The organism is Pseudoalteromonas sp. BZB3 (assembly GCF_040104455.1).
In the GTDB taxonomy this organism is placed as follows: Bacteria; Pseudomonadota; Gammaproteobacteria; order Enterobacterales; family Alteromonadaceae; genus Pseudoalteromonas.
Genome location: NZ_JBECOS010000012.1, coordinates 23231 through 47249 on the forward strand (window position 1 = coordinate 23231; position 24019 = coordinate 47249).

Genomic DNA, 24019 nt, shown 5'->3' on the forward strand with positions numbered 1-24019 from the left:
TAAAACTAAGCTAGAGAGAAATAAAACCTCTCTAGCACAAAAAAGAAAAACAATATGCAGCAAAGTAAAGTTCTGATCATCGACGACAACCCTGACATAGTAAAAGCACTCAGGATTTTATTTTTAATTAATGACATTGAGTGCGATGGCGCAACTTGCCCAGAAGAAGGTATGACGAAACTGCAACAAGGTGGTTTTGATCTCGTCATTCAAGACATGAACTTCACACGAGATACTACTTCAGGTGAAGAAGGCGAAGCACTCTACCACCGAATTCGACATTTTGACCCAGACCTTCCTATTATTCTACTCACTGCTTGGGCTAATCTTGAAATGGCCGTAGCGCTAATAAAAGATGGCGCAGCCGATTACATTGCCAAACCTTGGGAAGATCAAAAGCTTCTTACAACAGTGCAAAATTTACGAGAAAGCTATCAACTGCAACAGCAGCAACTGAGCAATCACGTTAAGCAAAGATCACGGTTTCAAAACCTTAGTGATAACTTCGATCTGGCTGGCATGGTATTCGCCGACAACAGCATGATTAACCTCGTTGAGATAGCAACTCAAGTTGCCCATTCAGATGCGCCCATCTTAATCACTGGACCAAATGGTGCAGGTAAAGAAAAAGTCGCTGAGCTTATCGTCGCCAATAGCCAATATAAAGATGCCCCCTTTATAAAAGTAAACGCGGGCGCATTACCTGCAGATTTAATCGAAGCAGAATTATTTGGTGCAGAGGCTGGCGCATATACTGGGGCAACCAAAGCCAGAGAAGGTCGCTTCGAAGCAGCCAATGGTGGCACTTTATTTTTAGATGAAATTGGCAACTTACCACTATCTGGGCAACAAAAACTGCTTAGAGTATTACAAAGTGGCGAATTTGAACGCGTTGGGAGTACCAAAACGCGTAAAGTTTCTGTACGTATTATCAGTGCAACCAATAGCAATTTGCCTCAAGCCATCGCCAACAGTGAGTTTAGAGAAGACTTATACTATCGACTCAATATGATTGAGTTAAAACTGCCCCCTCTGGCACAAAGAAAAGACGATATTCCTCTATTGGTACAATCATTTCTGGATTCAGATAAAACGCTTAGTGCCAATGCAGAACACACATTAATGGCGCACTCGTGGCCTGGTAACGTACGAGAATTACAAAATGTGCTTGGTAGAGCCGCACTACTTTGCCAAAACAATACCATTGAAAGTAAAGATTTAGGGATTACACTTTCAAAAGTGCCGGTCGAAGAGAAGGTCGAATACAGTTTGCAAGACATCCAAAGTGCACTCGATAAACATCAAGGTATTGTTGCTAAAGCAGCCCGTAGTTTAGGTCTTAGCCGTCAGGCATTTTACCGTCGTATGGAAAAGTTCGGATTAAAATAATGCAGCACAATGAGATAAGTTTATTGCACAAAACAGGCTATGCTTTATTAGCTTTTTTTGTACTGTTTTGGTTTATTTATGCTGCGGGTGAACAGTTTGGATATCAAGGCATTTGGCTAACTGGTTTAGCATTTACTTTATCATTTGTATGCTTATCAACTTTTCTCTTTTATTTTGTCAGCTTCCAACAAAAGCAGCTTGATGCTTTACATGATGGCATTAAAAGCTTCAAAGATGGCGACTTTTCTATTCGCATTCACCCAGATGGCGATAAACACCTAGCACCCATACTAGACTTATATAACGACCTTGCTCGCAACCTTACTGAGCAAAGACAGACTTTGAGCCAAAAAGAGCACTTGCTAGATAGCATTGTGCAAGCCTCACCAATGGCAATTGTGCTTTTTAACCCCTTTAAGCAGGTGGTCTATCACAATCAGCAAGCGAACGAGCTATTACAAGTTGCAGGCTCGCTAAAAGGCAAAGAGCTATATGGCTTACTTGATAACGTTAGTGCACCAATTCGCTCCTTTTTGCTTGAGCAAGGCTCTGGCATTGTCAGCTTTGAACACAATGACTTAAAACATAGTTATTATATTGCCAACCAAACCGTCACTTATAACCACCAACCCCACCAGCTGGTTTTATGCAAAGACCTATCTTTAGAAATTGGTAAAGAAGAGCTACAACTTTGGAAAAACGCCATTCGTTTAATCAGCCATGAACTCAATAACTCATTGGCCCCAATTTCTTCGCTCACATCGTCTGCAGAAGCCATTTTAGAAAAAAACTCGCACCTTGATTTACTCCCTGACATTTTGCAAACCATTAACCAAAGAGCCTCTAATTTGAACGCTTTTATCGCAAAGTATGCCGAATTTGCACGTTTGCCTAAACCTAATATCAGAAAACAAAATCTAGCAGATACACTGCAGAGCGTCCAAACACTCTATGCCTTTGAACTATTGGCTGATTTGCCATGCGAATATGCCTATTTCGATGTTTTACAGCTAGAGCAAGTTTTAATAAACCTTCTTAAAAATGCCCATGAATCTGGTTCAAATGTGTCCGATATTGGCATTAAAGTCGTTAAAGATTATGACCGGGTTCGCTTTGCTGTGGTCGACCGAGGTCAAGGGATCTCTCAAGGCAAAATCAGCCAGGTAACTTTACCGTTTTTTTCAACAAAACAAGGCGGTAGTGGACTTGGCTTGAGTATTTGTTCAGAAGTGATAAACGCACATCAAGGCCAATTAAAGATTAAAAATCGTACAAATGGTGGTGTTATGGTTGAATTTGACATTCCATTAAGATTTTAAAAACAAAATATTAAAAAACTCATAACTCATTGATAAACATCAAAATATGAATATATTCATAAAGCTATTTCTGCAAATTTGTAATGTGATGTAATAAAATTAAGCATAAAAATCGCATTAAGTAGTATAAATCTGTTTCAATCTAGGATAAATTAGTCCCCATAATGCGTTTGAAGACAGCCAAAACAGAAACTAAATTGTTCTTAAAACTTAACTCACTTCACGTATTAATTATCGAAAAGGAAGCAACCAGAACCAAAGCAAAACTACCGTCGGATCAGTGTAGTGCTAAAGTTTTAATGTATTACGACTTATGAATATATTCATAAGCGATTAAAGGAGCTAACTGTGAATTTTGAAACCAGAAAAAATATGGCCAATGAAATTTGGCAAATAGATGCTCGCTCGGCGCTCGACAAAGTGCATCAACAAATCAAAAACAATACATTAAACTCTCTGCCTAATCTTCAGAACCAGCGACATGCGCATGGTGCGATCCAATCATATTGGCACAGTTGTTTTAAGCTGATGGCGCCACTTCAAGTTCAAATTGAATACGTGAACTCTACTAGCTCAAATGAATGTGTTGAATTAAAAAATACTGGCCCAGCTATTATTGACCTTGAGAGCTGGCGCTTGGAGCTTGCCGAAACAGGCGAGACTTTGTTCACATTTCCACGTAATAGCTATATTAAACCAAGCCAAATACTTAAAATTGAACAACAGCAAAGCACTTTCATGTTTAATAAGGTTAGCCCAGTATTCAAACAGTGTGGTTGCCATATCAGATTATTAGATGCTGAAGGCAGTGTGGTTAGTGCTTGGATCAATGGCCGTAAAGCACATGAGTCAATCATTATTTCGCACATCAGCCATAATACAAACACAAACCGCAATAAAGACAAAGATCATATTGAGTTAATCAACTTAAGTACTTCTTGGGTAGATTTATCTGGCTGGATGATATGTATCAAGGATGGTCCTGAGTTTACTTTTGCTCAAATGGCAAAAATGGAGCCCTGCTCTGAGTTAAAAATTTACGCTAACCATAACGAGCCAGGTTGTTACTCATTTGACAGCTCGACTCCTATTTTTCAACAAACAACAAGCACCGTTGCATTATTAGATAAAAATAAGCAGCGTGTTAACGAATATCACTTTGCATAACTCCCTAAGCTTCATAGTGATTTTGGGGGGGCATTAGCCCCCTTTTTTTTACCATGCTATGATGCAAGCTGATAATAAAAATCGAGCTCAGGGATATGATTTTATACACACTTTTAACCATTCTACTGATTGTACTTGGCATGCTCACATTTGTACCCAAGTACCAAGATGCCATTAACCGATTTTCTACAGGTATAAATTTTTTCCTTACCTTAATTGCGACTTTATTTGGTGTGCTATTAGCTATGGCATTTGCCAATATAGAAGAAGAGCAAAAAGAAAAAGAACACGTTATTAAGCTCATGCAAGCCACGATTGCAGCCATTGAGAGTTCTCATGATTACTCTAAAGATCTGTATGAGTTTTACTTAGATCTGCCAAAGGAAGATGAAACACGTGCACACTTTTTTGATAAAAACCCTTTACCATTTCCTGATTACCTCAACACCTTTATGAGGCAAAGCCTAGTAAATAGAACACTTTCAGAAGAAACCCTGATAGATTTAAACGAGTATAAGTTTAATTTACAGAAAACAAGTAATGGCAATCAACCGCAAATTTATCTTGTGTTATTGACGTATACGATTGAGTCACTGCGTCTAGAGATTGACTATCAAAAAGGTGAAAAGTCACTGCATGAATTAGCACAAGCAATAGACAGTAACGATAGAAAATTTAATTTAGCTTTGGACAAATTAAAGAGCTCAAGTCTTTAAGCTATTCTTAACCATATAAAGATAACAGAGCGAGGGGGAAGCCCTCGCCTACATTGAAGTTTCGTTTCTCGTTTCTCGTTTCTCGTTTCTCAAGAATCTTAAATAATCACTTCAAACACGATCTTCGCTTGCTCTTGTGGCGATAGCAAGCTTTTAAGATGCTCAGCAATGTCTTTGCCACTATCATTCAAGAAAAAATCAAAGCCTGCCCCATTGCCATCGATAATAATGGAAAGCCCTTCATCAATTACGGTAACTTTTGAAATGCGTTCAATCTCAATACGTTGGCTTTTTTGAGTGCCAATAACTGTGTGTAACGATTTATTCTTTATTTTAAGCACATCGCCGTCACGACGGATCTGATTGGTTAAGGCGTTATCTTGTTTATATTTAGGATGAAAACGATAGCATTGGCCAGCGAATAAAATGGCCATACAAATCACGAGATAATCGGGCAAAACAGGCTCTTCGATACTAAAATGTCCTATCAAGAGTAAGCCAGTCAAACTGAGTACCAGCCCCATAAGTGCTTTATCTGACACTCTTAATTCTGATAATTTCAAAATAGTCCCCCGCTTATTTTTATATACACGGTATCTGATGGTGTTTTAGTGTGCAAGTCACGAATGTAAAACATAGTAAAAAAGCACCTAAGCCTTTAATGAACACCAAAGATGTTTCAATCAAAAGCAAAGATGCTTCGAGTAGGAGTCTGCACGACGCAAAAAGCGCAAAAACCTATGACTCACATGGGCAGTGTGTCATCAAATTTATAAATGTTTACTTTTAACTAAAAGAAAACTCCAGCACATCAAAACAAGCACCCAACGAGTGATAATCACATTTTGCACCCGCTTCGCTCTTTTGATTACTATATTTCTGATTCGCACCTGTCAGAACTCTGAACCAAGCGCCGAAATCATGATCTACAAAATGCTGCCAACAATAACCCCAAAGTGCGCTGTATTGTTCTAGATACTGTGGCTGTTTAGTCACATCAAACAACATAGCTGCAGCTGCAAAGCTTTCGGCTTGTACCCAGAAATACTTATCGCTGTCACAAGTTTGGTATTCAGTATCAAAGCCATACACCAAACCACCGTGGAAGGTATCCCACGCCTTGCTATAGGCCACATCAAATAAGTACTGGGCTTTTTCAACAAACTCAGGGCGCGCTTCAAAGGCATTGAGTTGTATTAGTAACTTAGCCCACTCTGTTTGGTGGCCCGGCTGGAAACCCCAAGGACGATATAGATTTTTCGGGTCGTCTTTGTTGTATTCAAGATCAGGCACTAACTCTGGTGTAAAGTGCTCATACACTAAACCTAAACTTTGCGCTGATAACTCAAAACAAAAACGATTGGCTAAATGCTGCGCTTTTTTAAGATAACGAAGTGATTGAGTCGCACCATATGCTGCGATTAACGCTTCACAAATATGCATATTGGCGTTTTGACCACGGTAGTCACACAACCTTCCATCTTCATAAATGGTATCGGCGTAGATCCCCTCTTCAGCTTGCCAAAAACGCGATTCAAGTAACTCGAATGTTTCATTTATCTTTGCATCAGAGTCAATGACACCGGCTTTATAACAATGGGCGTAACACAGCAATACGAAAGCGTAGCCGTAGGCTTGCTGTGTCATGTCTTGCGGTTGGTTGTCTTGCAAAGTCCATGCGTAAGCTTTTGAAGATTCGCGCCAATGTTGTTGCTCTACATAGCCCAAACCATGCTTTGCAATGACTAAGTAATCGTCGTTGTTTAACAGCTTTGCCGCACGACAAAAGTTAACAACCATTCGTGTGCTACTGACAAGCTGGCGAAATCCATTGTTAAATGTTGTGCCATCGTCTAAGTAGTTTTGGAAATAGCCACCAAGGTCGTTGTCGACGCAGCGGTCTTTATAAAAGTCGACGATCGATTGACTGTGTGTTGTTAAAAATTCTGAGTTATAAAAATTCACGTGTGTTTTACTCTAAAAAGGCAGCATCGTATGTGCCACTAAATTGTTCGTTAAATAAATCGCTGACTTGTTTGAAGCTTGGCAATGCAGGGAAAGCACCTTGCGTCGACACCGCAATTGCGCCTGCGCAACTGGCAAAAGCCACAGCAGCTTGAATTTGTGTTTCGCTATTCAGTAAGCTTTCAAGTTGGATGGTTTCGCTGAGCAAGTATAGAATCGCGCCAATAAAGCCATCGCCACCGGCTGTGGTATCAACCACCTGCGTTTTCGCTGGAGTCACGTGACCACGGAATTGTTTGCTTACATACTCAATCTCATCACCGCCATTGGTGATCAAAATAAGCTGACAATTTGCCGCTAAACAATCAGCTAAGTAATGCTCAGGATTATCTTGAGATAACAGCTCAAACTCTTCTTTAGCAAACTTGACGATATCGGCTTGTTTCACCACTTGGTTCACCAAGGCAATATCAATGTGCCGATCTTTCCAAAGGTTGGCGCGCAGATTCACATCAAAACATACCTGTAAGTTCAACGCTTTTGCCTGTTCAAGCACAGTTTTCGTGGTTTTAACAGCGCCAGATTCAGTCAGTGTATTACTGCACAAATGCACAAGGCTATTGTTTGAAAACCACGCCTCGCTGACTTGCTCAGGTGTGAGCAAAAGGTCAGCGCTGTCTTTTCGCATAAAGGTAAAGCTTCTGTCGCCACTTTCGTCTAGATGCACAAAGGCCAGAGGCGTAGGGGCAGTCTCGTGCTTTAAAGTAAACTGAGTATCAACACCGTAATGCGTAAGGCTGTGAATTAAAAACTCACCAAACTGATCGCTCCCCACTTGCCCGGCAAATTCCGCCCGCCCACCGAGTTTGGCCAAGGCCACCGCAGCATTGGCAGGCGCACCACCGGGAAATTGTCGATAATCGTTAATGATTAAGCCATCTTGCTCTTGGCTTTGAAACTGTAAAAAATCAATCAGCGCTTCGCCATAACATAACACCCCGCTCATGCTGCACTTACCTCTTGCGCTCGACCCTTATATTGGCTCAAAGCAAAAAATAGGATGTAGACATAAGCGAATACCGGTACTAAGAAACTTACTTGTACAGAGAATTTATCAGCGACAACCGCTTGAAGCAGTGGGAAAACCGCACCGCCAACGATGGCTTGGCATAATAAGCCCGAGCCCTTGGCTGTTAGCTGGCCTAAACCACGAATTGCTAAACTGAAAATCGTTGGGAACATGATTGAGTTAAAGAAACCAACCGCTAATACGCTCCACATTGCAACCTTGCCAGTACTAAACACAGTGACCATCAATAGCACCACCGCCATCACTGCATTTAAGGCTAATACCAAGCTAGGCGCATATTTACGCATTAAGATTGAGCCGATAAAGCGACCTATCATCGCGCCGCCCCAATAGTAAGCCACCATGTTGCCCGCTTGTTTTGTTGTCAAACCGCCTATTTCAGGGCGTTCGAAGTAATTCACTAAGAAGCCACCGATAGATACTTCTGCACCCACGTACAAGAAGATACACAGTGCGCCCATCACAAGGTGCTTTTGCTGCCAAATTGAGCCGTTCACTTCAACGTCTTTTTGCTGTTCAAAATCCAGTTTAGGCAGTTCGATAAACTTGAACGAGCAAGCCACCGTAATGGCTGCCAGTGCAATTAAGAAATAAGGTAATTGCACTTGCTCGGCTCCGGCACTGCTGCTGGTTGCCGAAAGAATAAAGAAGGTACCAAACAGTGGCCCTGCGGTATGACCTAATGAGTTAATCGCCTGTGCCAAATTCAAGCGACTGGCTGCATGCTGTGGCTCGCCTAAGCAATTAACATAAGGGTTTGCAGAGACTTGCAGCACGGTAATACCGCCTGCAAGTACAAAGAGTGCACCTAAAAATAACGCGTACTCTTTCACGCTTGCTGCAGGTATAAACAGCAAGCAGCCCAAAGCTAATGTCGATAAGCCAATGAACACACCATTGCGATAACCAAACTTCGCCACCATACGACCGGCCAATGGCGACAATAGAAAATAAGCGCCAAAGAAACAGAACTGCACCAACATAGCTTGGGTATAGCTCAGTGAAAATTCTGCTTTTAAGAATGGGATCAGAATGTCGTTTAACGCGGTAATAAAACCCCAGATAAAAAACAAACTGGTCATGGCATAAAACGCCATTTTTTGATTAATTTGTTTTGCCATGATTAATTCGCCTCAGACGTTGCTACCGAAGTAGCGGCAACAGAATAAGATGGTGGACGATGCTCAAGTGCACCACCGAACGCAGTGTTAGGCTTAGTATCTAAAGTAAACTCTAGACGCTGCGGGGTACGAATATATGATTCACCAATCCAGCTATTCAGCGTGTCTTTACCATTGATTTTTAGCCCTTTAATATAAATGTGTTCGGCGCTTGCAGCAGGCGCTTGAATGGTTAGGTTACCAATTTGTGCCTGTTCAAATGCCGGGCTTGATAACACCATGTCTGCACGACCTGGGTAGAACGGATACATGCCTAATGCTGAGAACACATACCAAGATGACATCTGACCTAAATCGTCTTGACCCGGAATACCTGACACTGAGTTATGCCAAAGTTGCTTCATAGTCTCACGTACCGTTTGCTGTGTTTTATACGCATCGCCTGTGTATAGATACATCCAAGGCGTGGCAATTGATGGCTGATTCGATACATCAGCATATTGCGCTGAATCACGATATAACACCCAAGTACCATCAGGTTTACGGAAGTGTGAATCTAAACGCTCAGACATTACCTCATCACCACCAAGAAGTTGGCTTAGCCCTTGGCCATCAAACGGTAACATCCATAAATACTGCGCTGGGCTACCTTCGACAAATAAGTGACCACTGAATGGGTCAAACGCTTCTTTCCAGCTACCATCTTTATTGCGGCCCTGAATATAGCCAAGCTCTGAGGTCGCTTTAGGGTTATAAAGGTTTTTCCAATAACCTGAACGCGTGAGCATTTCAGTGCTGTGCGCGTTTTTACCTAAGCGCGCTGCAAATTGTGACATGGCAAAATCGGCAGAGACTTGCTCTAAGGTTTCGCTCGCCCCTTCCCACGAATTAGATTGATCAGATAAGTAATTCAGCGTTAGCCACTCATCTAAGGACGGTTTTTGGCCACGACAAAAAACAGGGCAACCTACGTCTGATAAATCGTACTCTGTTGGCACTGTTGAGGCTTTGTATAAAGACTCGTACGCGCCCTCGATATCAAACTTATCCGCACCAAATGCCACAAAGTTGGCAATGGCAATCGCTGATGGGTCGCCACTCATTACCCCTGTTGGGCCATTGTTGTGCGTCCATCTGTCCCAAATACCATTAAACTGATTGGCTTGATTGAATAGCGACTGTGCGATATCACTGGCAACTTGCGGGTGCGTTAAGCTCACTAACTGCAGTTGTGAACGATACACATCCCAGCCTGAGAAGTTCGCATACTGCGCTGTTTGCTTGTCAGTGATCGTATGAACTTGTTGATCAAAACCTCGGTACTCGCCGTTCACATCACTGAAAATATTTGGGTGGAATTGACTGTGGAATAAGGCCGTATAGAAAGTCGTCAGTAAGTCCTTATCGTCAGACTTCACTTTCACGCGACTTAGCGCATCATTCCAACCCGCATAGGCTTTGTCTTTTATTTGCGCAAAGCTTTGCTTAGCTTGTTCTTTGGCAAGGTTCTCACGGGCATTGTCTAGGCTTACGTAAGAAATACCCACACGCATTGTGACAGGTTGTTTTGCTTTCACGTCTAAATCAACCCATAAACCTGAGCCTTTACCCCACTCTGGCACACCGGTTTCACCATAGCCCATACCGCCTTGGCTAGAAGTCGCATTGGCTGCTACCTTGTTATCAACATACGCACCGCTGCCTGTGATCGGCGCATCAATTTTCGCCACAAAGTGTAGCGTGTAATAATCGCGACGGTTATATTCACCTAAGTAACCGCAAAAGTTACCGCTGGTGACATAACCGCTCACCTCACCTTTTTCTAAATCCACTTGGGTAAACGCATCACCACTGCCCAGCTGAGAATAAGCCGTTCTAAAAATCAGCTTGGCTTGCTCTGGCGAGTCAAAGGTAAATTCGGCAATACCAGTACGATCGGTTGCTGATAAACGTACATCAATGCCAGAATCTAGACCAACTTGGTAATAACCAGGAATGGCAGTCTCATCATCGTGGCTAAAGTTCGCGCCATAATAGGCGTTAATTTTATCGGTCGCAGGAGAATGTTTAATGGCTTGGTTAAATGGTAAAACTGGCACATCGCCTGACGCACCTAAACACCCAGTGCCTGACAAACGGGTAAAAGAAAAGCCCTTTAAACGTGTCGCTTGCCAGTTGTAGCCGCCCGGTGAGACTGGAATACGCACATTGTCTTCATTAATGCGCTTGCTGATCCCTTCACTTTCTTTCATTAATGCTTCGGTGTAAGCATGCTCAGGACCAAAGTTGAACATACCAAATGGCTGCACCGCACCTGGCACAACGTTAGCCGCTTGACGATGGTTAAATGGACCTTTGGTACCAATAAATGGATTTACAAAACTGGCTGGATCTTGCACATATGCAACGGCTTTGCTGTTTGCTTGCTCAGCAGGCTTTGCTTGTGCATCTTCATTGCGGTTATCGCCGCAGCCGCTGAGCGCAAGGCTCAGTGAAACCGCAGGCGTAACAAGAAGCAATGAACGAGAAAATGTCTTTTTCATGCTTCTGTCTCTTATTTTAAGAAGTTGTTGTTCACTGGGTTACTCATCGACGGCGGACGTGCCGACAGTGATTGACCAAATGACTTGTTAGGCTTAACCGACATAGTGAATTCAAGCTTGCCACCGCCCATGATGTCATCATGAGTGATATAGCTGCGCTCAAGTTTTTTGCCGTTTAAGCGTACTTCTTTTACAAATTTATTCTTCTTAGAAAGACCTTTTGCAACCACAGTGAATCGCTTATTGTTTGCCAATGCTAAAGAAATTTTCGGTAATTGTGGTGCGCCTAATGCGTAAGTTAAATCGCCCGGTGATACTGGGTAAAAACCCATTGCTGAGAAGATATACCACGCCGACATTTGGCCTACATCGTCGTTACCCGCAAGACCATCAGGCTTGTCTGAAGACAGCGTATCCATGATTTGACGAATACGTGCCTGAGTACGCCACGGCTCGCCGGCATAATTATAAAGGTAGGCAATATGATGGCTTGGCTCATTACCGTGAGCGTATTGGCCAATTAGACCTGCAATGTCTTCATGCTCTTTGATTTTCTCGTACGACAGCTCAGTTTCAAATAACTCATCTAGACGCTCAACAAACTTCTTGTCGCCACCTTTTAGCTTAATTAAACCGTGTACGTCTTGTGGTACATAAAAACTGTACTGGTAGCTGTTACCTTCGGTGAATGCACCCATATATTTTGCTTCTTGCGGATCAAAGTCTGGATTCCATGAACCATCTTTCATGCGACCACGCATAAAGCGTACTTCTGGATCAAACACGTTTTTGTAGTATGTCGCACGCTCGTAGTATTCAGCCGCTGTTTTCTTATCACCAAGCGCCGTGAAGAATTGACCAATCGTATAGTCATCATATGCATACTCTAAAGTGATAGACGTTGACTCAGGTAGCACGTCTAACGGTACATAACCATATTGTTTGTATTCAGGAATGGCATCGTAATGCGGGTGGTTTGCAGTATCGATCATGGCTTTTTTAGCCAGCTCAACGTCGAAATCACGAATGCCTTTTAGATATGCATCAGCAATGACTGATACCGCGTGATAACCGATCATCGTCCACGTTTCATGGGCTTGGAACGACCAGATAGGTAACATTTTGTCATGACTCTGCTGATAATGATCAAGCATTGAAGAGATCATATCTGATACTTTATCAGGCTCAATGTAAGTCAATAGTGGATGCAGTGCACGATACGTATCCCATAGCGAGAATAGCGTGTAGTGCGTGTGGTCTTTCGCTTGGTGAATTTCACCATCAACACCACGATATTGACCGTTTACGTCTTGATATACACTCGGTGCTTGTAGTGCGTGATAAACCGACGTGAAGAACTGACGCTTTTCAGATAGCGAGCCTTCTACTTCAAACTTATCAAGTGATTTGTGCCATGTTTCATCTGCTTGCTTAACCACTTTATCGAAGTTCCAATGCGGAATTTCAGTCTTTAAGTTTTCAAGTGCATTTGATTTGCTGACCGCTGAAATACCCACTTTCACCATCAGTGGCTCGCCTTTTAGGCCTTCAAAATCTGCAACCACTTTAATGGCTTTACCTGCGGCTTCTGGGATTTTGTAGTTAACAATGGTCGATGGCTTTTTACCATTGCCTTCGGTTAAACAGCCATTACAACGGTAACGTGTGTTGTCTAGGTTAATCAGCTCGATATCGCTAAACGGCTTTGAGAACTCAATGGCAAAGTACATTTGACGATTGTTCGCCCAGCCATTAGTAGCACGATAAGCTAAGATAGTACGGTCGTCGATAACGCGCACATCACTCCAAATGACTTTGTTTTTGAAGTTATAAATGCTGTGCGTTAAATCCATTAACACGCTGCCTTTATCATGTTTTTTAAAAGTGTATTTGTGCATGCCTACGCGGGTAGTCGCTGTGAGCTCAGCATTCACCTTGTAGTCTTGTAACCAAACTTGGTAATAGCCCGGCTTTGCCGTTTCATTGTCGTGACTAAAGCGAGAACGATAACCTGCATCTGGGTTGTCAGCTTTACCCGGTTCTAACTTCACTTCGCCCGTAATTGGCATCATTAGTAAATCGCCAAGATCTGAGTGACCCGTGCCGCTAAAGTGGGTATGCGAGAAACCTACAATGGTGGTGTCGTCATAATGATAGCCCGCACAACGCTTGTAGATTTCTGGCTGTGGGTCAATGCCTCGAAATACAGAGTCGGTATCTGGGCTCAATTGCACCATACCAAAAGGTACAACTGCACCTGGGAAAGTATGGCCATCACCGCCAGTACCAATAAATGGGTCAACATATTGCGTGTTTGCTGCAACTTGTGTCGCACCTAACATCATCACACCGCCTGTGACGAGTGAGTAAGTCATGCGTTTAGCACTGTGCCACCCGTGGCTTATCGTTTTCATTGTTTGCCTCTTTTCCAAATAGCCTAAATAAATATAGATACCAATCTTTAACGATTGGTATTGGAATGAGCCGATTATCCTTTAATTTCCTATTAAAGGTAAAATGGAACGTTCCAAGAGTAATTTGAATATACTGATCGATTTGCTAGAATACAACCCATTGCGATGAAATTAATCACTGGTTGGCGCTGTTAAAAGCACAATCACATTTTATAGATAGCCAAAATTTGAAAACAAATAATACTAACAAGCAGTCTGTCACTGTACATGACGTAGCCCGTGTAGCGGGTGTTTCAAAGTCTACGGTGTCACTTGTTTTACGCGGTAGCGATAAAGCCAGCGACCGCGCAAAAGAAAAAGTACTCAAAGCCATCGAAGAAACAGGGTACGTTTATAATCGTGAAGCCGCAGCGATGCGCAGTAAGTCTTCAGATTTAGTCGCTATTGTGATCAACGACTTAACCAACCCTTATTCTGCAAATTTAGCGGTTGCGCTTGAAAAACACATTCGTGAATTGGGTTTAATGGCAACGCTCGTTAACACCAGCGAAAATGCCCTAACGCAAACGGAAATTGTAGCCAAACTGCAAGAATACCGTGTGAAAGCCTTTATTATCTGTCCAACGCCAAACACCCAAGCAAGCTGGCTCAATCAATTACAAAAGCCGCATACGCAAGTGGTCAGCATCATGCGTCAAGTAGATGGCAGCCAAGTACCTTGTGTATTACCAAACAACGAAATGGGTGCTTATAACGCGACGAAAGCGTTAATCGCACGCGGTCATAAGAACATCGCCTTTATTGGTGGTGATGCAGCAATATCGGATTACCATCAACGTTTAGCTGGGTTCAACAAAGCCGCCAAAGAGCAAGGCGACATACAAACTTGGGTGTTTAATAGCACCACAAACCGTCACGGTGGTCGACTCGCCATGTCAGAATGCTTAGCTCAAGTGCCGCAAGTTGAATCTGTGGTCTGCTTTAACGACATTGTGGCTTATGGCGTGATTGAATATCTAGCCGAGCAAAACTTAAAGCCTGGTGCTGATATCGGCGTGATCGGGTTTGATGACTTAGACGACTCTAAATTGATGAGTGTGCCACTGAGCACAGTAAAAATTGATGCCAACGATATCGCTAAAGCCGTGTGTCATATCTTGAAAAACGACACGCAAAAAGGATTAACTCAAGTCCCAGTAGCGTTAATCGAACGTAGCTCATAGTTTTTTGCAGTGCTAAAAAGCACTGCTTATCTCCTCTTATTTATTACTTTTCGATATAACCCAATCAAGTTTCATTTATTGCAACAACATAAGTTATAATCACAAATTATTAACACAGATAAACCACTAAAAAACATAAAAATGTTAATAAAAAAGCCATCAAAATGTAAATTTTACGTAAAATAAAATTTGACAAATTTCATGTCCGAGCAAACCATTAGAACGTTCCAAAAAACATCACTCAGATCTGACAATTTTTAGATCAGAATAAAATTGGAACGTTACAATTAAAGGAAGCTATTATGAACAACATCAAATTGATAAGAAAAACACCACTTGCTCTATCACTATTGTTGGCAGCTTTAACAAGCCAAGTGTATGCAAGTTCCACCACGAGTAATGACCTTACTCAATTAGATCCAAATGCCATCAGTGCATCAGCAGAAAACAGCCAATATGGCGAAACTGCGGATAAGGCGTTTGATGATAATCACTATTCCAAATGGCTCACTTTTGAGCCTACTGGGTGGATAAGCTATCAGTTCTCAACGCAGCAAGTTGTTACTGGCTATAGCATTACTTCGGCAAACGATGCACAACAGCGCGATCCGCAAGATTGGCAACTTCAAGGCTCTAACGATGGTTTAAATTGGACAGATTTAGACACCCAAACTAATCATAGCTTTGCTTCACGTTACGAGAAAAAACTATATTCGTTTAATAACCAAGACGCTTACACCTTTATTCGTTTAAATGTAACAGCAAACAATGGGGCGAATATTCTACAATTGGCCGAAATAGAGCTATTTGGTGGTTCAGTGACTCCTCCCCCTCCTACAGGAGATAAATTACCACTGCAAGATAGCCACAGCTTAAATCAAGGAAGCTGGAAACATTACGGCCCATTTAGCGTTACGGGTAAAGTAAAAGCGACGACTTCAGGCTCTGGTGATGCGGACCTATATATTGGTCTCGGTAGTCAACCAGATACAGCAAACTACACCTGTGCCAGTACTTCACCCACTGCAACTGAAAGTTGCGAAGCGCAAGGCAATAATCTCTACGTCTCTGTTTACGGCTGGTCGCAGACAAACTATCAAATCAATATCAATGAAGAAAAAGACTCAGGTGGCGGTGATGATGGACTATGGCAAAAGCCTGTTGTTGACTTTGTTGATATGAACCCAGAGACAGAGGGCTCAAGGCTGGTAAATCGTATACTTGGCAATCCAGCAAATCACATGGCACAACGCTGTATTGATGTTGCCCAAGTACTTTACACAGATCCTAGAGAGTCTTCTCGTTTTAGAAATTTGCGCTTCGAGCTTCGAGCATTGGATCCATGGGGTAATGACTTTGTTGCCTATAAAACTGGTAGAGATGGCTCTGGTGAAATGACCATTGCTGTAAGTACTCGTCACCTAGAAAGGCTGTATAGAGAAAGTGGCAATAATGATAATTCAATAAAAGATGAAATTGATGGCATTCTGTATCATGAAATAACACATGGTTATAACAACTCACCAGTAACACGTGATGGCTATGGTGATGGTGGTCCTTTTTGGGCATATACCGAAGGACTTGCAGATGCAGTACGTATTGGTGCGGGCTACCACAAAACGCGTCAGCCAGACATTGGCAATTCGAGAAGATGGTTGGGCGGATACACAACAACGGGCTTTTTCTTACACTATATAAAACAAGAAAAAGATCCACTATTCATACGTAAGTTCAATCAATCAGCAGCTGATTACCCAAATTACACTTGGTCGTTTGATCGTGTATTTACCGACTTACTGGGGGTTGGCGTAGAGCAAGCTTGGAATGATTATGTGCAGTTTATTCAATCTGGCGGCCAGCTACAGTATTAATCGAAAACGCCTAAAGCGTAAACTCCAATCAATTTAAACCAAGTGAAAACGCAAACGCCCAAAGTTATTGGCTTTGGGCGTTAATTCTGTCTTGATTTGCTAACTTTCATCGAGCTCACTTTACTTTAAATTGGTTGAATAAACTTTATTTCCCATCAGAAAGACATATGGAGAATTGGAAATGGCTTCCCCATATCATCTAAAGGTGAACGTGATACAACTTTAAACCCCATCGCTTCGTAAAAACCTACTGCTTGAGGGTTCTGTTCGTTCACACCGACCTTATTAATGGAATGACAATTCAATACGTGCTTAAATAGCGCTTTACCAATACCTTGCCCTCTATATTCATTCAAAATAAATAACATTTCTATTTTCTCTGAATGAACACCAATAAAACCGACAATTGCGCCCGCTGTATTTTTCATACAATGTAAAATAACATTCGGAAACGCTTGCTCAATGATAATTGGCTTAAAAAACGCGATATCTTCTTCACTTATAAAGTTGTGAGTTGCTCGGACTGAGTTTTCCCAAACGCTTAGCAGTTCAGCATAATCGCTGGGAAGCACATCATCTATATACATAGTTATCTCTGTAATTAATAATTATTGATTAAATTTGCTAAATAAATAGCGCTGTGCAGCCGCAAGTAGGAAGATACTATTAAAATTCAGCCTTTTAAAGCTGAAATATACAGCCATAGTTAAACTTGAACCCCATCAGGGACAAAGCTATTATGAAAACGCAATTTAGGAAATATAAAACATAGGAATAATAATAATAATGAACAAGACACTAATTGCTTTTGCTATTTTCTCCTTACTAACAACTTCAGAAAGCTTTGCATCTAACTCAAATTTAAACTCAGAATTTAATAAGCATTACCAAGCTTACAAAGCAGCTGTTCAATTAGGGGATAAAAAAGCACTCGAAAGCACAGCTCAAAAAGCCTATGACATTGGTAAAGAACTTTACGGTCAGCACGATATTAACACCATCAATCTTGCAATTAACTACGCAACATCAATGGGTAACAGCAACCCTGATAAAAAGGTCTTACTTGAAGAAATACTCAAGATTACCAAAGAGCATCATACCGACAAGCTTGATGTTGTTTTTAATATTACCCTACCACTTGCAAAGTTAAACTTTAAAGAAAATCGTCGAGAATCACTCAATAGCTTAGAAGACATTGCAGAACAAGCTGAAGCCAAACAAGACTATGAATTTGCTTCGGTTGCATATTTAGAAGCAGCCAAACTTGCAGCAAAAAATAGTAGAACAGTAGGTAAAGCTAAAAAGTTGATACGTAAAACTGATGAGATAAATAAGGCTCATTTACCTGAAACCTCAGTTCAACGTCTTTCAACAGATATCTGGGTTGCTGCTTTAGATGAAGCAAGAAATAGAAAAAGTGCTGCAATTGAACGCTTAGAGCATATTGTTAATGTGTTTGATTCTAATCTCGACTTCGACCATCCTTTTGAACTATCTGCCCATTCAAAGTTGGTTAACCTTTACGAAAAAACGCGTCAAAGTGACAAAGCCACCAAACATTGTTTAGCCATAGCGAAAATGGTGCCTTGGAAAGACTCGCAAGAACAAGAGCCACTCTATAGAGCAAATCCGCAGTACCCAAAAAATATGGCTCGTAAGATGAAAAGCGGTTGGGTACAACTGCAATTTACCGTTAGTAAGTCAGGGTTTGTTAAAGACATAGAAGTAATTGACTCTTCTGAAAAAGGCTTTATAAAAGCTTCTATTGAAGCGCTTGAACAGTGGCGTTACGCTCCAAAATTTGAAGATGGCAAACCTGTAGAAGCGGTTTCAACAGTACAGTTAGATTATGTAATTAGTAGAGGTTAAACCTTTAATTGCTGTATCTACTTTTTGCGCATATTGCCTAGCAAAATATCAAACCAAAAAAAGCAGGCCGAATGGCCTGCTTTGACTCTCACATTAATAATCTAGGGAAAATATTAATCTTGTGTCCAAATCGCGATTTCACCGATTTGCACTAATCTACCGTTGTCACCGCCAATCCCCTCTCCTTGACGCTCATTCTTAAATGAGAAACGAACGTGTTGCACATCAACTGGCTTTTCAAGTTCGTAGGTGTAAGTGGTCACCAGTTCTGGTAAGGCCGTAAATGATTGCTCATCGATTAGTGTCCATGTATCGCCATCGTTTGAACCAAATACTTGCCAGCCCGTTGGGAAGCGAATTTCGTTGTCACCAGCAGTGGCAATAGAGTATTTCGCTACATTAACCGATTGTGGTAACACAAAATCAGCATTCACTGCTTCAACTTCATTTATCGGTAAAATATCAGGAAGATACTCAGGTACCCACCAAGGTGCTTCGACAACCGCATTAAACTTCTTACGAATATCGTTATCAGCTAGGGCTTCTGGACCCTCACCCCAAATACCAATATGGCTTGCATTGGTCGTCACCGTTACACCATCAAACTGTACGGCATTATTAAAGCCTACAACTGGTGTCGGATAAGGTGGTACTTTACCAAGTGATTTGAGGTAAGTTTGGTATTCGCCAACAATCACTTCGAGGCCTCTATTATCACCAAAAATATGCTTAAATGCGGCATCAAACGACCATTCAGGTAATGCCTTTGCAGCTGCATTTAGCTCATTCATAAAATCGATATTTCGGTTCGTGTTTACTACCCACTCCAAGAAGAATGAGGTCTGGTTATACGCATCTTTATTGATGTCATCTAACCAATCAATATTTGCTCGCGCATGCTCATAGAAACCCGCTTCGATGCGAATAAAATTCGCCATCGCTTCAAGATAAGTATGATGGTCAGTGCCTTCAATGTAATCACCTGTATTTGGCACATTTTGGTAACCATGGGTCAGCTCATGCCAAAGTACACCGATTATCTCGTCACGAATAGCTTGGTCGCCTTTGCCTTCTTGATTAGCAATATGGTTAAGATCAAACATCAATTGCATGTTTTTATCTGTACCACCTTTCGCCGCTGGGAAGTCATACTCATCAGTTATAAATTCAACAGATTCAAATACGTTAATTTCGGTGACATTGTTGAATAAACGCTTAGCGATCAACTCAGAAATTCGGTGAATTTCTGCTTCTAAGTCAGGCATAACTCGCTCAAGTACCGCTTGACCTGGATGCTCAGGTTTATTCTTAGAGAATGTCACTGTAGGCTGTGGGAAACCTGCCCAAGGGCTGGCTGGATCCCAAACGCGAATGAAGTCAGTTTTAACTAGCTCAGATTCACCCTTGTCGTTCTTAGCAACTAAAGTCACAGTTTTCGCGCCCAGTTCGTTAAAACGAACAAGCGGTTTACGCTCAGTGCTGGTTGCAGGCGTGCCGCCTTCAAACGTCCATTGCCAACTTGTTGGGTTAACTAGTGAGGTATCTTCAAATACCACAAGCTCGCCCACTTCAGGCGTTAAGTTAGACGCGCCAAACGACACGATAGGCGCTTCTGCAATCACGATTAATTCAAGCTCTGCAAGCTGAGTAATATCAGCACCATAGCTGTCTGTGCCACCGTGCTCCAAGTCGAATTTAAAGTACTGATAAGCTGCTTGCTCACCTTCAAGTTCGTACGCTTTTAACTCAGCACGACCAGTAAACGCTTCATTAGCACGAGAATCGATTTCAACCCATTCCTGCTTGTCGTTTGAGCCATATACAACCCAGTTCTTAGGGTCACGTTTAGGCTCATCGTTTGCCGAAACAAAGTGGTATTTTTGCAAAGCAGTCGCTTTCGCCGCTTTAAAGATCACAGTGGCTTTTTTATCAAAGGCCAAGAATTTGCTGCTGTGATTACCGTCAATTAAATTGCCGACCTGCTCACCATCAGGAGACGTTACCCCTTCGGCCAATACAGCTTCGATTTCTGCACCTTTATCTTGTGACATATTGCGAAGTGCACTTGACCCCGCAGCTTCCGTCACTTGCGTGCTCTGCTCTGCTTCGGTTTGTGTCGAGGTAAAACCTGAGCCATCATTACAACCAACCAGAATCGCCGAAACCGACAATGCCAGTGCTGATAAAGTAAATTTATTCATGTTCGTTCCTTATTATTCTTGTTAGAACTCGTAAGTCATGCGCAATACAAACTCACGACCAATGCTGTCGTAGTTACCGCCCAAATAGAACGGATAGTTACCCATGGTTTCGTCTTGCGGTGGCATTGCATTGAGTAGATTCTTCACAGAGAAAATCAAGCGGGTGTTGTCACCAATGAATTGGCCAAAAGTTAGGTTATGACGGTACCAAGCCGGTAGCTTTTGACGCTCGCCATATGGCGCTAAGTTCCACATTTCGCCTTTATAAAGGCTCAATAGTGAGATCGAAGTATCTTCTTTTTGCCAAGTTAAACTAAAGCTTGCGGTATCGTTGAAGTCGTAATTGTTCTGATCGTCTAATATATCTTTAAGTGGATCAGCCGCTTCAATACGTTCTTTCTTCTTTAATACTTTGTTGTATTCAAACTTATAACGGAACGTTCCAAATTCAGTATCAAATAAACCACGCACGCCTAAATCAATACCGCCGTCTTGAGTTTCTGAGGCATTGATATAACCTTGACGCACTGAGTGTGGCGTATAGGCATCACCCGAGATTGGGTTGCCTAAGCGATCTGTACCTTTACCATTTTCATCATAGCGTTGAATACGGGCGGCAGTGTTTTTACACAGTTGAGAGTTTGGATCTTGAATGCCTTCGTTACACTCCCACATAGTATGAAGAATGCTGCCTGCGCTCAGTACTTTGATTTTGTCTTTAATAACGATGTCATAAAAATCAACGTTAAACGAAAGATTCTCTGAATATTCATACACAAAACCTGCTGTAAACGAGTGGCCAGTTTCTTCTTTCAAAGTCGGATCGCCCGCAGATACCGTTTCGAAGCTCGCTTGTAATGAAGCCAATTGTGGGTTCGATAAATCGACGTTTTCACAGGTCGCTGTTAGCGCATCAGTTACATAGCCTGACACCTCGCCTTGGGCAGCAAGTACTGCACACGCATCGGCGGTAATACGGTCGTTGCCAGAGCCAAAGTTTCCTGAGAAGCCTTGATAAACCGAAGACATACTCGGGCCGCGGAATGTCGTGCTATAAGCAGAACGAAGTACTAAAGATTCAACTGGTGTGTAGGTAAAACCAAGCTGATAAGTTGGCGCACCGCCTACATCAGTAATGTCGTCATAATGGTCGTAACGAACAGCCGCTTCTACATCAAATTGCTCTGTAATTGGAATTAAAAACTCCATTGCAGCAGCATAACGGTCACGTTCACCTTCGGTAATAACACCAGTTAATCCCACAAACTCTTTATTTAAAATACGCGCATCTGGCGTTGCACGTGTACCTTCATTCATCGCTTCAACATAAGCGGCAAAAGAAACGGCCCCAGCAGGTAATTCAAATAAGTCGCCTGTGATATCGGCTGTAAACGTGTTATTGAACGAGTTACCGTCGTACGTTGCCCAATCGGCAATTTGCATTGCTGTGTCTGGTGTTAACGGCGCAAACCACATTTCATAGTTAGGACGATAAACAGGCATGCCATTTACTTCACCGTATTGTTGACCCTTCAATAAACGGTTGCCCTCGTTGGTATGATGTAAATAGCGGTCATTGAAGTCATAGTTTGCACGGCTATAACCTACTGAATAGTAATAATCGCCAATCTCACCTTTAATACCCACATTGAAAGACAGTGACGTATCGTTATACGTACGACCTAAGCCATCTTCGGTATATTCTTCATCAGCAACCACTCGCCACATGTATTTAACCGGTGCACCCAGTGTACCTTCTTGGTTTTCGATATCTGGATCCCAGAATGTACCGCCATGAATTGACTCATGATGACCCCAGAAGAAAGTGTTACGACGGCCTTTTTTCTCTTGATCGATATAGAAGCCATTCGCAAATAAGCTGTGCTGATCGTTTAAGTGATATTCTGAGTTGATGTAAACACTGAATGCTTCTGACTGATTTCGAAGTAACTTATCGCTGGTTTCATCCCAACCACAGCTTGCACCATAACTATTTCGCTCAATAAAATGCTGTACAGCACGTGGATGCGGGTTTTGCTCAGAGTTACAGTACTGAGCAGAATACTGGTTTTTATACTCGGTATTGTCAGCCCAAACCGTGATTGAACGGTTTGTTTCGTGGTGTGCTTTTGGATCTGGGTTGTCCCACACACTATCATGGTAAGGTCTGTCACCTGATAGCAAAGGATCAGTATGTTTATACTCTAGTGCATAGTCGAATGTGAACTCGTCTTGTTGGAAACCACCAACAAAAGTTAAGCCTTTTTTAGCGCCCGTTCCATAAGTATCTTGACCATAATAGGCATCAACATAATGAGAATCTATGCCTTTTTTCGTGATGATATTAACAACACCCGCCATCGCATCTGAACCATAAATCGCTGATGCACCACCGGTTTGAATATCAATGCGTTCAACCATGGCTGTTGGGATCATATCAAGGTTAACAAAGTTAGTTTGACCGCCGTAAGGCATTGGGTAGTAGGCTAAACGCTTTCCGTTTACTAGGATCAGCGTGTACTCAGGGCCTAAGCCTCGCAACTTTAGCTCTTTGGCACCCGGCGTGTAAGAACCCGTTTCAACTTCACCTAAGATCTGGCCATTAGCCGCAGTCACACTACTTAACGCTTCATAAACATTAGTGAAACCACTTCTAACCATATCTGCAGATGTAATAGTTTGAATATTTGTAACACCCTCAAGTTCAGTACGCTTAATACGTGAAGACGTTACTTCAATACGTTCAACTTTTTCTTCGACCTGATTTTGCTCTGCTGCAGTTGCAGAAGCAGATATCGACAAAGACACGGCCAGTGCCAACGGCGATAGCATTAAAATTTTGTTGTTATTCATCTTAGCCTCTAAGATTTATTTTTATGGAACGTTCCACTTTTGAATTAAAAAAATACTGAAGTGAAAATCGACAAACTCACAACAGTATGGAACGTTCCAATAATTGCGCATCATTTAATCATTGTCAACAATTTAGGAGATAAAAGTTCATCTAATTGTAACTATCTATTACAAGTTATTTAACTAATATTGAAGTGTTAATACTAAATGGATATTTTGAATACATATTCAAATATAAAGAATGGTCATCATCACTTGAGAGGAAGCGATAATGACCA

At 41.9% G+C, this 24019-nt stretch carries 16 protein-coding genes; 7 read left to right on the forward strand and 9 right to left on the reverse strand.

Annotated elements, in window-relative coordinates; translation table 11 throughout:
- The first annotated feature begins 54 nt into the window (after positions 1-54).
- The 4 genes from ABMY35_RS13690 (at position 55) to ABMY35_RS13705 (ending at position 4591) form a co-directional block, all read left to right on the forward strand.
- A complete protein-coding gene (locus ABMY35_RS13690; RefSeq protein WP_349286708.1) occupies positions 55-1389 on the forward strand; it encodes a sigma-54 dependent transcriptional regulator in 1335 nt (444 codons plus the stop codon).
- Positions 1389-2708 carry an ATP-binding protein gene (locus tag ABMY35_RS13695; RefSeq protein ID WP_349286709.1) on the forward strand — a complete coding sequence of 440 codons (1320 nt, stop codon included), beginning with the start codon at positions 1389-1391 and terminating at the stop codon, positions 2706-2708. Before ABMY35_RS13690 ends, ABMY35_RS13695 begins: the two co-directional genes overlap by 1 nt.
- Positions 2709-3056: 348 nt before the next feature.
- Complete coding sequence (locus ABMY35_RS13700; protein ID WP_349286710.1) at positions 3057-3875, forward strand: lamin tail domain-containing protein; 819 nt, start codon at positions 3057-3059, stop codon at positions 3873-3875.
- A gap of 95 nt (positions 3876-3970) precedes the next feature.
- Complete coding sequence (locus ABMY35_RS13705) at positions 3971-4591, forward strand: hypothetical protein (RefSeq protein ID WP_349286711.1); 621 nt, start codon at positions 3971-3973, stop codon at positions 4589-4591.
- A gap of 98 nt (positions 4592-4689) precedes the next feature.
- Here ABMY35_RS13705 and ABMY35_RS13710 read toward each other — a convergent pair whose 3' ends face one another.
- The 6 genes from ABMY35_RS13710 to ABMY35_RS13735 form a co-directional block, all read right to left on the reverse strand.
- Entirely contained in the window at positions 4690-5154 is a 465-nt protein-coding gene (locus tag ABMY35_RS13710; protein WP_349286712.1) for a hypothetical protein, read from the reverse strand.
- Between the two features lie 223 nt (positions 5155-5377).
- Positions 5378-6556, reverse strand: a complete 1179-nt coding sequence (locus tag ABMY35_RS13715) for an AGE family epimerase/isomerase (RefSeq protein ID WP_349286713.1) — start codon at positions 6554-6556, stop codon at positions 5378-5380.
- A 7-nt stretch (positions 6557-6563) separates the two neighbouring features.
- Positions 6564-7562: a carbohydrate kinase gene (locus tag ABMY35_RS13720; RefSeq protein ID WP_349286714.1), complete on the reverse strand. Its 999-nt coding sequence runs from the start codon at positions 7560-7562 to the stop codon at positions 6564-6566.
- Positions 7559-8767, reverse strand: coding sequence for a sugar MFS transporter (locus ABMY35_RS13725; RefSeq protein ID WP_349286715.1), 1209 nt, complete (start codon positions 8765-8767; stop codon positions 7559-7561). Before ABMY35_RS13725 ends, ABMY35_RS13720 begins: the two co-directional genes overlap by 4 nt.
- Before the next feature lie 2 nt (positions 8768-8769).
- Positions 8770-11310 (reverse strand): GH92 family glycosyl hydrolase, encoded by a 2541-nt coding sequence (locus ABMY35_RS13730; RefSeq protein ID WP_349286716.1) that lies wholly within the window; start codon positions 11308-11310, stop codon positions 8770-8772.
- Between the two features lie 11 nt (positions 11311-11321).
- Positions 11322-13655, reverse strand: coding sequence for a GH92 family glycosyl hydrolase (locus tag ABMY35_RS13735; RefSeq protein ID WP_349286907.1), 2334 nt, complete (start codon positions 13653-13655; stop codon positions 11322-11324).
- A 296-nt stretch (positions 13656-13951) separates the two neighbouring features.
- Between ABMY35_RS13735 and ABMY35_RS13740 the strand changes: the two genes are divergently transcribed.
- Entirely contained in the window at positions 13952-14947 is a 996-nt protein-coding gene (locus ABMY35_RS13740) for a LacI family DNA-binding transcriptional regulator (RefSeq protein ID WP_349286717.1), read from the forward strand.
- A gap of 302 nt (positions 14948-15249) precedes the next feature.
- Positions 15250-16818: a basic secretory protein-like protein gene (locus ABMY35_RS13745; RefSeq protein WP_349286718.1), complete on the forward strand. Its 1569-nt coding sequence runs from the start codon at positions 15250-15252 to the stop codon at positions 16816-16818.
- 155 nt (positions 16819-16973) lie between these two features.
- Here the strand turns inward: ABMY35_RS13745 and ABMY35_RS13750 are convergent, their stop codons facing one another.
- Positions 16974-17405 carry a GNAT family N-acetyltransferase gene (locus tag ABMY35_RS13750; RefSeq protein ID WP_349286719.1) on the reverse strand — a complete coding sequence of 144 codons (432 nt, stop codon included), beginning with the start codon at positions 17403-17405 and terminating at the stop codon, positions 16974-16976.
- A 199-nt stretch (positions 17406-17604) separates the two neighbouring features.
- Here ABMY35_RS13750 and ABMY35_RS13755 point away from each other — a divergent pair, with 199 nt between their 5' ends.
- The gene (locus ABMY35_RS13755; protein ID WP_349286720.1) at positions 17605-18687 is read left to right on the forward strand and encodes an energy transducer TonB; all 1083 of its coding nucleotides are present in this window, start codon (positions 17605-17607) and stop codon (positions 18685-18687) included.
- A 113-nt stretch (positions 18688-18800) separates the two neighbouring features.
- On the opposite strand, the gene ABMY35_RS13760 is transcribed toward ABMY35_RS13755, so the two are convergent.
- Both ABMY35_RS13760 and ABMY35_RS13765 read right to left on the reverse strand, forming a co-directional pair.
- Positions 18801-20888, reverse strand: a complete 2088-nt coding sequence (locus ABMY35_RS13760) for a basic secretory protein-like protein (RefSeq protein WP_349286721.1) — start codon at positions 20886-20888, stop codon at positions 18801-18803.
- A gap of 21 nt (positions 20889-20909) precedes the next feature.
- Positions 20910-23741, reverse strand: coding sequence for a TonB-dependent receptor (locus tag ABMY35_RS13765; protein WP_349286722.1), 2832 nt, complete (start codon positions 23739-23741; stop codon positions 20910-20912).
- Positions 23742-24019: the final 278 nt, after the last annotated feature.